10 protein-coding genes are annotated in these 12,330 nt (G+C 62.6%); 5 read left to right on the top strand and 5 right to left on the bottom strand.

Annotated elements, in window-relative coordinates; translation table 11 throughout:
* Positions 1-5 precede the first annotated feature (5 nt).
* Positions 6-1,016, bottom strand: coding sequence for an anthranilate phosphoribosyltransferase (trpD, locus tag NMG46_RS08850; RefSeq protein ID WP_254817297.1), 1,011 nt, complete (start codon positions 1,014-1,016; stop codon positions 6-8).
* Positions 1,013-2,905, bottom strand: coding sequence for a SurA N-terminal domain-containing protein (locus tag NMG46_RS08845; RefSeq protein WP_254817296.1), 1,893 nt, complete (start codon positions 2,903-2,905; stop codon positions 1,013-1,015). The genes trpD and NMG46_RS08845 overlap by 4 nt, the downstream gene beginning before the upstream one ends.
* 141 nt (positions 2,906-3,046) lie before the next feature.
* Here NMG46_RS08845 and tpiA point away from each other — a divergent pair, with 141 nt between their 5' ends.
* The 5 genes from tpiA (at position 3,047) to NMG46_RS08820 (ending at position 8,081) form a co-directional block, all read left to right on the top strand.
* The gene (gene tpiA, locus NMG46_RS08840; protein WP_254817295.1) at positions 3,047-3,814 is read left to right on the top strand and encodes a triose-phosphate isomerase; all 768 of its coding nucleotides are present in this window, start codon (positions 3,047-3,049) and stop codon (positions 3,812-3,814) included.
* 163 nt (positions 3,815-3,977) lie between these two features.
* Positions 3,978-4,430, top strand: a complete 453-nt coding sequence (gene secG / locus NMG46_RS08835) for a preprotein translocase subunit SecG (protein ID WP_254817294.1) — start codon at positions 3,978-3,980, stop codon at positions 4,428-4,430.
* 199 nt (positions 4,431-4,629) lie between these two features.
* Positions 4,630-5,754 (top strand): L,D-transpeptidase, encoded by a 1,125-nt coding sequence (locus NMG46_RS08830; RefSeq protein ID WP_254817293.1) that lies wholly within the window; start codon positions 4,630-4,632, stop codon positions 5,752-5,754.
* Between the two features lie 147 nt (positions 5,755-5,901).
* Positions 5,902-7,530 (top strand): CTP synthase, encoded by a 1,629-nt coding sequence (locus NMG46_RS08825; protein WP_254817292.1) that lies wholly within the window; start codon positions 5,902-5,904, stop codon positions 7,528-7,530.
* Between the two features lie 11 nt (positions 7,531-7,541).
* Complete coding sequence (locus NMG46_RS08820) at positions 7,542-8,081, top strand: DUF1697 domain-containing protein (RefSeq protein WP_254817291.1); 540 nt, start codon at positions 7,542-7,544, stop codon at positions 8,079-8,081.
* A 29-nt stretch (positions 8,082-8,110) separates the two neighbouring features.
* Here the strand turns inward: NMG46_RS08820 and NMG46_RS08815 are convergent, their stop codons facing one another.
* The 3 genes from NMG46_RS08815 to NMG46_RS08805 form a co-directional block, all read right to left on the bottom strand.
* Complete coding sequence (locus NMG46_RS08815) at positions 8,111-9,568, bottom strand: NCS1 family nucleobase:cation symporter-1 (RefSeq protein WP_254817290.1); 1,458 nt, start codon at positions 9,566-9,568, stop codon at positions 8,111-8,113.
* 127 nt (positions 9,569-9,695) lie between these two features.
* On the bottom strand, positions 9,696-10,538 hold the full coding sequence (otsB, locus tag NMG46_RS08810; RefSeq protein WP_254817289.1) for a trehalose-phosphatase: 843 nt from the start codon (positions 10,536-10,538) through the stop codon (positions 9,696-9,698).
* Positions 10,535-12,316, bottom strand: coding sequence for a trehalose-6-phosphate synthase (locus NMG46_RS08805; protein WP_254817288.1), 1,782 nt, complete (start codon positions 12,314-12,316; stop codon positions 10,535-10,537). The genes otsB and NMG46_RS08805 overlap by 4 nt, the downstream gene beginning before the upstream one ends.
* Positions 12,317-12,330: the final 14 nt, after the last annotated feature.

Raw genomic sequence — 12,330 nt, 5'->3', positions numbered from 1 at the left:
GGGTTTTAACCGTTCGAAATCTCGACCAGCCTGTCGAGCACTTTCAGCGCGCGGCCGCTGTCGATGGCCTGCGCCGCCGTTACCATGCCGTCGGCAAGCGTCGTCGCCTTGCCGGCTACCACCAGCCCGGCGCCGGCATTCATCAGCACCGTATCGCGAAAGGCGCCAGCGGCGCCGCGCAGCATGTCGCGCAGTGCCTGGGCGTTGTGGGCGGCGTCGCCGCCGCGCAACTCGTCCTTGGTGTGACGCGTCAGCCCGACTGCTTCCGGGGTCAGCACAAAGCTGCGTATCTCGCCGCCGGCCAATTCGGCGACCTGCGTTTCGCCGGTGGTGGTGATCTCGTCATAGCCGTCGCCATGGACGACCCAGGCGTGGTCGGCGCCAAGCTCCTTCAACGTTTCTGCCACCGGCATGATCCATTCGGGCAGGAACACGCCGACCATCTGCCGTCTGACACTGGCCGGATTGGAAAGCGGGCCCAGCAGATTGAAGATGGTGCGGGTGCCGAGCTCGACCCGGGTCGGGCCGACATGCTTCATCGCCGGGTGATGCGCCGGCGCGAACATGAAGCCAACGCCGGCCTCGTGAATGCAGCGGCCGATCGTCTCCGGAGGGATGTCGATCTTGACGCCCAATGCGATCAGCACATCGGCGGCGCCGGTCAGCGAGGACAGTCCGCGATTGCCGTGCTTGGCGACGGGCACGCCGCTGCCGGCGATGACGAAGGCGGATGCGGTCGAAATGTTGACGCTGTGCGAATTGTCGCCGCCGGTGCCGACAATGTCGATGGCGCCCTCGGGGGCTTCGACGCGCAGCATCTTGGCGCGCATGGTGGCGACAGCGCCGGCGATCTCGCTGACGGTCTCGCCGCGCACGCGCAATGCCATCAGGAAGCCGCCTATCTGGCCCGGAGTAGCATCGCCCGACATGATAATGTCGAAGGCCTCGCGCGCCTCCTCGAAAGAAAGAGCGCTGCCGGCGGCGACCTTGGCGATGTGGATCTTCAGTGCGCTCATCTGGCCAGGGCTTGGGTTACGGCCGTCTGATCGATGCGGACGTCATATTGCGTCTGCAACTGCGCTACCAACTGGTCGAGCAGGTCGTCGGACATGCCGGATGTGAAGGATTTCTGTGCGTCCTGGGGTACTGAGCTGGCGTCGGCCCCGGCGGGCTCGAATACCTCGGCAACCTTGAACAGGATCTGTCCGTCGCCGGTGGGCGAGGGGATCAGCCCGGTGCCGCCTTCGCCGACGCCGAACATCGCGGCGGCCCCTTCCTTGCCGAAATCGACGTCGTCAGCATCGCGCTTGACGCCGCGCTTGGTCTGCTTTTCGAGCTTGAGCTCACCGGCGATCACCTCGAGCGTGGCGCCGGCCTTGAGACGCTTCTCGAGCTCTTGTGCTTTTGCGGTGAGCCGTTTGGTGGTCTCCGCCGCGGTCCAGTCGGCCACGACCTTCTGGCGGACTTCGTCCAATGTGCGGTCACGGGCCGGCGTGATCGCGCTCACGTCGTAGAAGACGAAGCCGTTATCGGCGGTGGTGAGACCTTCATTGTCGGTTCCGGGTTCGGATTCGAACACCGCCTTGATGAGCGCCGGCGATTCCGGCAGGTCTTTGACGATGCTTCCATCCGGCCGTTGGCCGGTGCGGTCGATGGCGTCGATGGTGACGACCTTCAGCTTCAATTTGGCGGCTGCCTCGGCGAGCGAACTGCCCGAGGCGCGCGTATCCTCGTAATTGTCGTGCACGTCCAGCAAGATGCGGCTTGCCTCGCCCAGTGCCAGGTCCTTGCGGATCTGCTCGGATACTTCGGCCAGCGGCTTCACCACTTCCGGCTTGATCTCGGTGACACGCAGCAGAACGGGACCAAATGCGCCTTGTACGACCGGGCTGACCTCATTGACGTTGAGCTTGAAGGCAGCGTCGGCGACCGCCTTGTCAGCGATCTTGTCCTTGGCCAGCGTGCCGAGCAGCGTGTCGGCCGGGGTCTTGCCCTCGGCGGCGACGATCTTGTCGAAGGTCGCGCCGGTCCTGAGCGAATCGAGCGCCGCCTTTGCGGCATCAGGCGTCTTGAATACAAGCTGCTCGATGGTGCGCATCTCCGGCGTGGTGTAGCGCGCCTTGTTCTTGTTGTAGTCGTCGCTGACCTGTTGGTCGGTCACCGCGCTCAAATCCATGATGTCTTCCGGCTCGAGCCTGACATAGGAGAACTTGCGGTATTCGGGAGCGGCGTAGGTTTTCTTGTTTTCCTCGAAATAGGCCGAAAGCACGCTGTCGGACGGCGCTTCTATCGGCTCGACAAGCGATTTCGGCAAGGTCAGGTAGTCGATGGTGCGATCTTCGCCGCGATAGAGCGCGACCGCCTTGAAGAATGTATCAGGGGCCTTGAGGCCGTCCGAAACCGCCTCGACGATCTGCTGGCGGACCGCGACCTGGGCGCGGTTCTTCAAATAGTCTTCCGGCCGCATGCCGATCTGCCGAAGCAGGTACTCGAACGTTCTCCTGTCGAAGGTTCCGGCAGGCCCTTTGAACGCCGGGTCTTCACGCGTCAGTTCGGCGAGCCGGTCCTTGGACAGGCCGAGGCCGAGCTTGCGGGCCTGCTCGTCGAGGACGGCACCCGATACGAGTTGCGCCAGCACCTGGTTGTCGATGCCGAGCGCCGTCGCCTGCTCACGGCTGATGCGCTGGCCGAATTGCTGCGACATGACGCTGAGCTGGCGATCGTAGGCGAGGCGGTATTCGTTGATAGAGACCTTGGTGCCTCCGGCCGTGATCACGGCGTCATGGCCGGCAAGACCGCCCATCAGCCGTCCCGAGATACCCCAGACGGCGAAGCTCAACACCAACAATGACAGCAGCAGTTTCGCGACCCAGGTCCCCGCCGCACTTCTCAACATACCAAGCATGAGTACTTCCGATTTTTGCGCATTTCGCATGCGCCGAGTCTGAAACAAGCGCAATAGCGCCCTTCCTGCTCACTGTCGATTGCTTTGTGGCCTGATTTTGATAGTGAGGGCCAGCTGGAAATTGCCCGGAGAAACAATCCCATGACGCCTGGAATCCGCCCGCTCGTCGCCGGCAACTGGAAAATGAACGGTACCAGCGCCTCGCTCAACGAGCTCAGGATGATCGGCAACGGCTTCATGAGCGGGCTTGACGCCGAGACCGAAGCGGTGCTCTGCGTGCCGGCGACCTTACTTGCGCACGCCGCCGAGATTCTGTCGCGCACACCGGTGCGGGCCGGCGGGGAGGATTGCCACACCGAGGAAAGCGGCGCCTATACCGGCTGCATTTCGGCCGAGATGCTGAAGGATGCAGGAGCCAGCCATGTCATTGTCGGCCATTCCGAATGCCGCGCCGATCGCAAGGAGGACGATGCCTTGGTCCAGGCCAAGGCCTCCGCCGCATGGCGTGCCGGGCTGGTGGCCATCATCTGCATTGGTGAGACAAGAGCCGAACGCGAAGCAGGAGCCACGCTCGACGTGCTGTCGCGCCAGGTCGCTGGCTCGGTCCCGCCAAACGCCACGGCTTCCAACACCGTCATTGCCTATGAGCCGATATGGGCGATCGGGACCGGCTTGACCCCAACCGCCGCCGACGTCGCCGAGGCACATGCGCATATCCGCGACGAGCTGGCACGGAAGCTCGGCAATACGGCGGCCAAGATGCGCATTCTCTACGGCGGCTCGGTCAAGCCGTCCAATGCCGTCGAGTTGCTCGGCGTCAGGAATGTCGATGGCGCGCTGGTCGGCGGCGCCAGCCTGAAGGCGGCGGACTTCCTCGGCATCGCGGAAGCCTATCGAAACATCGCTTGATACAAGGGCTGCTTGCTGCATTTGAGCGGATGGCCGGCGCCGAAATCGTTGCAAAGGACGCATTGCTTCCCATATTCCGGCCACGGGCTTGGAAATGCCGTCAAAGCATTGTATTGAGCCGCCTCCAAATCAGCGGCCGCACCAGGCCTTGCCAGGATAAATTATGGAAACCGTACTGATCGTCGTCCACCTCATGGTCGTGCTCGCGCTTGTCGGCGTGGTGCTGCTGCAGCGCTCCGAAGGCGGCGGCCTCGGCATCGGCGGCGGATCGGGCTTCATGACCGCGCGTGGCGCCGCCAATGCGCTGACGCGGGCGACGGCGATCCTGGCCGCAGCTTTCTTCGTCACGTCGCTGACACTGTCGATCGTAGCGCGCTATGGCGAGAAGCCGATCGACATTCTCGATCGCGTGCCTGCGACCTCGGACGGGGCAGGCAAGGGCGTACTCAACCAATTGCCCGGAACCACGACGCCGACGCCGCCTTCGGGCACCACGGCGCCGACCCCGCCGTCCGGCAATGGCGCGGCAACGACGCCGCCGGCAACCGCTCCGGCGACGCCGCCAGCGACAAACGGCGCCACCGCGCCGGCCACGCCGCAGGTCCCCAACCAGTAATCGGGCATCTTATGCCGCGATCTGTTGTCGTTTGAACACAGTCGCGGCAAATGCCGCACGATCACGAAGATTCGACCGCACCGCGCGCTTGAGGCGCTTCCGGCTAATCGATTATAGGTTGCACGCGGCATTCTCGGCGTCCTTGGGGGGCGCCGGGCGATGCCGTGGGCAACAAGCATTGAACGATCGGATCTTCCCCATGCAGCTTCGCAGCTTCATTTTTGCCGGCCTTTGTGCCGTGCTCAGCCTAGGTGCGCCCGCTTACGCGGCCATGCCGACGGCAAACTCGGCCCATAAAGCCGCAGCAACAACCGACGTCGTCAACGTCGCTGCCAAAAGCGATGCGGCGCAATTGAAGCTCCTCAAGAAGAAGAAAGATCCGACGCCGGACGACCTTGCGCAGATCCGCAAGATCGAAGCCAAGATCGCAGCCGACAAGGAAGCCGCTCGCGCCAAGGCACTCGAAGCCAGGAAGCTGGCGATGCGGGAGGCGGCGAAAGCCAAAGCCGATGCGGAACGGCAGGCATTCCTTGCCAAGAAGAGCCAGCCGCTCGCGGCGGCGAAGGTGGCTGACGCTACGCCAGCCAAGAAGAAGAAGACCCTCAACATCATCGAACCGATTGCGCCCATTGCGCCGATCCAGTCGGCCGAGCCGATCCCGGCCGAGGCTATGAACGTTGCCCTGACCGGCAACAACGGCGAATTGCGCAGCGAACCGGTGGGGCAGAAGCCGCAGAGCGTCGGGCTGTTCGCGGGACTGTTCGGCGGCACATCTTCGTCGTCAATGTCGCTGCTTCCGGAAACACGCGCGCTCGACGCCGCGCTCGAAAGGAAGCAGGCCAAGCGGCAGTTCAAGGTCAAGCCGGAATTCGTGCCGCAGGAGGTCGAATTCACTGGCTACAACCCGGGCACCATCGTCATCGATACCAGCGCTCGCCGTCTCTACCTCGTCGAATCATCGTCAACCGCCCGCCGTTATGCCATCGCGGTCGGCCGGGAAGGCCTGCAGTTCAAGGGTACGGTTGCCGTAGGCGACAAGCAGGAATGGCCGCGCTGGATTCCGACGCTGGATATGCAAAAGCGCGAACCCAAGCACTATGGCCAGTACAAGGACGGCATGCCCGGCGGCGGCGACAATCCGCTCGGTGCGCGCGCCATCTATCTTTACGACGGCAAGAAGGATACCCACCTGCGCATTCACGGCACCATCGCGCCGCAGTCGATCGGAACCAGCGCCTCCAATGGCTGCTTCCGCATGATCAACGAGCACGTCATGGACCTTTACCGCCGGGTGAAAGTAGGCACCAAAGTCGTCATCATCTGACGCTTTGACAGATCGTGCCAAAAGGGCCGGCCTCGCCGGCCCTTTTGTTTTGATACGCCAACGACCAGAGCGCCTTCTTGGGAAAAAGCCTTCGCGGCGGTTTTTTCTCTGGCGGAATCAATTCGGCCGCGTTAAGCGATGACTCCCATGGCGCGATATGTATTCATCACAGGCGGCGTGGTTTCCTCACTTGGAAAAGGCATTGCTGCGGCGGCCCTTGGGGCTCTCTTGCAGGCGCGGGGCTATCGCGCACGCATCAAAAAGCTCGATCCCTATCTCAATGTCGATCCCGGCACGATGTCGCCCTATCAGCACGGCGAAGTCTTCGTGACCGATGACGGGGCCGAGACCGATCTCGATCTTGGCCATTATGAGCGCTTCACCGGCCGCTCGGCCAACCAGCAAGACAACATCACCACCGGCCGGATCTATAAGAACATCATCGAGCGCGAGCGGCGCGGCGACTATCTCGGCGCCACCGTGCAGGTCATTCCGCACGTCACCGACGAGATCAAGAACTTCGTCCTCAACGGCAATGACGATTACGATTTCGTGCTGTGCGAGATCGGCGGCACCGTCGGCGACATCGAAGCGATGCCGTTCCTGGAGGCGATCCGCCAGCTCGGCAACGACCTGCCGCGCAACAACGCCGTCTACGTCCACCTGACCTTAATGCCTTACATTCCGACGGCAGGCGAACTGAAGACCAAGCCGACGCAGCATTCGGTCAAGGAGTTGCGCGGCATCGGCATTGCACCCGACATACTGCTGGTCCGCGCCGACCGGCCGATCCCAAAGGAAGAGCGCAGAAAGCTGTCGCTGTTCTGCAATGTCCGAGAAAGCGCCGTCATCCAGGCGCTCGACGTCCCGCACATCTACGACGTGCCGATGGCCTATCACAATGAAGGGCTGGATTCGGAAGTGCTGGCCGCCTTCGGCATCGATCCGGCGCCGAAGCCGCGCATGGAACGGTGGCAAGCGGTGTCCAACCGCATCCACAATCCGGAAGGCGAAGTGACCATTGCCGTCGTCGGCAAATATACGGGCCTCAAGGACGCCTACAAATCGCTGATCGAGGCGCTGTCGCATGGCGGCCTCGCCAACCGGGTGAAGGTCAAGCTCGACTGGATCGAAAGCGAGATATTCGAGAAGGAAGACCCGGCGCCGTGGCTGGAGAAGGTCCATGGCATCCTCGTCCCCGGCGGTTTTGGCGAGCGCGGCTCGGAGGGCAAGATCCTGGCGGCGAAGTTCGCGCGCGAGCGCAAGGTGCCGTATTTCGGCATCTGCTTCGGCATGCAGATGGCCTGCATCGAGGCGGCGCGTTCGCTGGCCGGCGTCGAGCACGCATCATCGACCGAGTTCGGCCCGACCGAGGAGCCGGTCGTCGGCTTGATGACCGAATGGCTGAAGGGCAACATGCTGGAAAAGCGCAGGGAAACCGGCGATCTTGGCGGGACCATGCGGCTCGGTGCCTACCAGGCCGACCTCGCCAAGGGATCGAAGATCGCTGAGATCTATGGCGATACCCAGATTTCCGAACGCCATCGTCACCGCTACGAGGTCAATGTCGACTACAAGGAGCGGCTCGAGAATTGCGGCCTGGTGTTTGCCGGCATGTCGCCGGACGGCGTGCTGCCGGAGACGGTCGAATATCCCGACCACCCCTGGTTCATCGGCGTGCAGTACCATCCCGAGCTGAAAAGCCGGCCACTCGATCCACACCCGCTGTTTGCGAGCTTCATCGAGGCGGCGGTAGAGCAGTCGCGTCTGGTCTAGACTGGCCGCCCATGCAAACTTACGTCGCGCTGCTCTACAGCGTTGTCCTGGGCGAGGGGCGGCGGGTCGTCATGTCCGATCTGAAGGCGATGGCCGAGGACCTGGGCCTGAATAACCCGCGCACGCTGGTGGCGACCGGCAATCTTGTTTTCGAGGTGCAAGAAACAGAACTTGCGGCGTTGGAGCAGCGGCTGGAGGCGGCGTTCGCAAAGACTTTCGGCCGCCACGTCGACATAATCGTGCGCCGCGCCGACGGCTGGCTGAGGCTGGCGGCCGGCAATCCGTTCCCAGCTGAATCGGCTGAGGCCGCGGACCAGGTGGCGGTGCGCGTGATGCGGGCGCCCGTTCGCGACGAGTCCGCCGCGGCGCTTGAGGCCTATGCCGGCAAGGGCGAGAAGCTGCGGATTGTCGGCGGCGACATCTGGATCGTCTTTTCGCGCGAGACGCCGAGTTCGCGGCTGCTTGCAGCGGTCAGTCACAAACGCCTGGGCATCGGCACCTCGCGCAACTGGAACACCGTACGCCGCCTGGCCGAGATGGTCGCAGAATGAACGGGGCGGCTTGCGCCGCCCCGAATCGCTCAAGCCTTGGCTATCCTGGCTCCGGCACCGAGTGCCATCGTGCGCAGCACGTAATAGATGACGCCGGCAATTGCCACGCCGAAGAACCAGCCATAGACGCCCCACCATGACGGCAGCAGACTGGTGAAGTTGGGCAGGATCGAGGAGAAGACCGCGCCGATGCCGGCGGCGATGAAGGCATTGACATGCCAGCCGCCCTGGAAGCGGAATTCGCCATTCTCCCTGTAGAGCGCCTCGACGTCGACCTCGCCCTTCCGGATCAGGTAATAGTCGACCATCATCACGCCGAAGATCGGCCCCATCGTCGCGCCGATGATGTTGACGAACGAGGCAGCACTGCCTTCCCAGGGCGCGAAAGGATAAAGCACAAGCGCTATCAACGCCGCGATGTAACCGCCCTTCTTGAAGTCGATCTGGCGTGGAAAGACGTTGGAGAAGTCGAAGGCTGGCGACACGAAGTTCGCCACCACATTGATGCCGAGCGTCGCCACCGCAAAAGTCAGCGCTGCGAGCGCCGCCAGGAACCAGCTGTCGAACTTCGCCGAGATCTGGTCGGGATGCAGCAGCACTTCGCCATAAACGTCGAAGGCGGCGATCGTGGTGACGCCGGCGACAAGCGAGAACAGGATGAGATTGACCGGCAGGCCCCAGATGTTGCCCTTGCGCAGCGATGCCTTGTCCGGCGCATAGCGGGCGAAATCGCAGAAGTTGAGATAGAGGGCGGAGAAATAGGTCACCCAGATAGCCGCCACCGCAAACAGCGAGGTCCAGGAGCCCGGCGTGCCCGGCACGCCCGCGTCCTTCGTCTTTTCCAGCAGCACATCCATCGGGATGTCGCTGGTGAATGCGAAGGTGCCTGCCTTGATGCAAAGATAGATGGCCAGGATCAGCATCATCACCCACACCGCCGGTCCGGCCCAATCCTGGAAGCGGCGCACCGTTTCCATGCCCTTCTGGATGATCAGGAGCTGCAGCGCCCAGATGACGGCGAAGCAGATCACCTCGAGCCCGGAGTGGCCGAGGAAATGTGTGCTCTGGTTGAAGTCGGCGAACCATTGCGAGCGGATCAGCAGAGCTACGATCGCGCCTGAGGCAGCCGCCGTCTGCGCGCCGTACCAAAAGCAGGCGACTATGGCGCGCACCAGCGCCGGTATGTTGGCGCCCCAGATGCCGAAGGAGGCACGCGCTAGGACAGGGTAGGGAACCCCGGTCTTCACGCCGGCATAGCCGACCATGTTCATCAATGCATAGATGATCAGCGAACCGATACCGATGGCGATGATGAAGTTGACGAAGCCGCCGCAAAACAGGAACAGGCTGGCCGCCAGATAGTAGCCCCACAGGCTGTGGACATCCGACGTCCAGACGTTGAAGATCGAGAACGGTCCCCAGTTTCGAACCTTCGCCGGGGCGAGATCGTCATTGTACAGGTCCGGTGATGCGCCTTGTATGGTCATTGCTATGTCCTCCCCTCGTTATGGCACGCGCCTCCACGCATGGCAGCAGGTTAAGCCTGACGCAGGGGAACCGGCAAGCAGACGATTTGCCGGCTTTGGCCTTAAAGACATTCAATGAGAACCGCGCTTATCGGCCGGACGATGCCGTGGCTGCGATGTTGATCTTCGCCCTTGATTCGGTCTCTGCCTGCTTGTCGGCCGGTCGAGCACCGGAGACCGCCGATGTCTCGAAACTGGCCTTGAGCCAGGCTATTGCGCCGGTCACGTCGTCGAGGGCATAGTTTGCGGCCGTCGGCCCGTTCGGCTTCACGCGGATGGAGATGCCGCCAATTTCATTGATCGCCTCGAAACCGTGTTCGTCCGATGTATCGTCTCCGAGGAATATCGGCCGCCGGCCGACAAAGGGCGGAATGTCCATAAAACGCCGGATGGCTGCACCTTTGACGGCTTCCAGGGGCATGAGCTCGACGCCGGCGTTTCCCGGAAGCACCCGATAACCCTTCGGAAGCCGGGCCAATGCCTGTTCGACGAGCTGGATTGCGGGCGCAAGCAGTTGCGGTGCTGCTCTTGTATGAACGGCAAGGACCGGCCCCTTGCGCTCGACATAGACCTTGCCGCTGCCCAGTTCGGCCTCGATCTCGTCGGCAAGGGCGGCGATGTCGGCCGGCGCGTCGGCGGTATCGATCGGACCGGTCGGCGTCAGCCGGTGCTCCAGCCCATACAGTCCGGCGATCCGCAGCTTCAGCGGATGGAACAGCTTGTCCACGGCGGGGATCGATCGGCCGGTGATGAAAGCGACCGCACCATCCAGCCGCCGCTCGATGCGTCCAAGCAGATTGCGCAATTCCTCGCCGACAAACACCGCGTCGGGATGGGCAGCGTGTTCCAGCAAGGTTCCGTCGATGTCGAGGAAGAGCGCCCATTGCCCTTCCGACAGGCTCAACGCTGGCGGTTGTTCAAAGCTTTTCACGATGCTGCCTTCCGTGCCCGCTCGAACATCGAGATGACGTTGTTGGTGTTCGATGGCGGGCGCTCGCCGGTTCCGGTCACCCTGTCGAGATCGCCGCGTTTGCGCAGGCGTGCGGCGTCCAGCAGCATGCTGCCGGCCCAGCGGTAGACATTGTTGTCGCGGACCATCTCACGCATCGGCCGCAAACGTTCGCGCTGCTCTTCCGGCGTCATCGTCAGCGCCTGCAACAGCGCCTCGCTCATCATGGCCGCATCGTAAGGGTTAACGATCAGTGCTTCCAGCAGTTCGCGCGAGGCACCGGCGAAGGTGCTGAGCAAAAGCACGCCTTGTTCGTCGTCGCGCGCCGCGACGAATTCCTTGGCGACAAGGTTCATGCCGTCATGCAGGCTGGTGACCATGCAGATGTCGGCGGCGCGATAGACCTCGTAGACCTGCTCCTGCCGATGATGTTCGGCGACCATCAGGATAGGACTGTATGTCTCGCTGCCATAGCGTCGGTTGAGCTCGTCGGCATAGCGGCGGCATTCGTCGTGGAGTTGCTGGTAGGCGGGCAATGTCCCCCGGCTCGGGGCTGCGATCTGCAGGAAAACCACTTTGCCTATCCATTCGGGATATTTCGTGAACAATTCGTCCAAGGCATGGAAGCGGTCGAGAATGCCTTTCGTGTAGTCGAGGCGCTCGACTCCGATGCACAGTTTGGTATCCGCTGACAGGCCGAATCTGTCGCGGACACGGGCGCGGCACTCCTCCACAGACGGCAGTTTTGCCAGCAATTGGGCCGGCCATTCTATGGAAATGGGATAGGCGTGGACCAAGGTCGTCTGTCCGCCATAGGAGATTGCCGCGTCTGCCCGTTCTATCCGGCTCTCCAGAAAGCGATCGACACTTTCGGTGAAGTTGTTGGCATGGAATTGGGTATGAAAGCCGATGATCGAACTGCCGAGCAGTCCCTCCAGGATCCGCTCACGCCACGGACAGATGCTGAACACTTCCGAATTGGGCCAGGGAATATGCCAGAAGGTGATGACTATCGCATCCGGCAGGCGCTGGCGAATCATGCGCGGCAGCAGCGCAAAATGGTAGTCCTGCACCAGCACGATCGGCCGTTCGTTGCGGGCTTCGGCAACCACCGTATCGGCGAATTTGCGGTTGACGGCCTCGTAGGCGTCCCAGTCCGAGGCGCGAAACACGGGGCGGGTGAAGGCGATATGGCAAAGCGGCCATAGCCCCTCATTGGCGAAACCCAGATAATAGCCCTGATATTCCTCCTCCGTCAGCCAGACCCTGCGCAGCGTGTAGGACGGATTGCCTGGCGGCACCTGCACCCGGTCGTCCTTGTCGACTGTGAGGCGGTCTGCCGTGCCGCCGCCATAGGCGATCCAGGTGCCGGCACAGGCGCGGGTGATGGGCTCGAGTGCCGAAACCAGCCCGCTGGCCGGCACTAAAAGTTGCACGCCGTCATCCTTGATGTTGTGGATGTAGGGTTCGCGGTTGGACACCACGATGACCTGTGCGTCCGGCAGGTCGTCGGCCAGGATCTTGCGCAAGGTGTCGGGCGACCACGTGACCAGTGCCGCATCGGCCGATTGGCCGTTCTTTTCGAACTCGCGCAGCACCTTGCGTGCCGCTTCCGACGCGACATCCTCGCTCGGCGTGTATGCGGCCGCCGTTGCGCGGCCGCGGCGCTGGCGGGATATCGATAGGAGAATGGCAAAAGCGGAAAAGCCAAAACTTGCAATCAGCAAAACCCAGAGCAGGTTTACAGTATAATCTGACATCGAATGTGATCTCG

This window comes from Mesorhizobium sp. LMG 17147, from assembly GCF_024297145.1.
Lineage (GTDB): Bacteria > Pseudomonadota > Alphaproteobacteria > Rhizobiales > Rhizobiaceae > Mesorhizobium.
The sequence above is the reverse complement of the archived record's forward strand: the minus strand, read 5'-3'. Positions and strand labels throughout refer to the sequence as shown.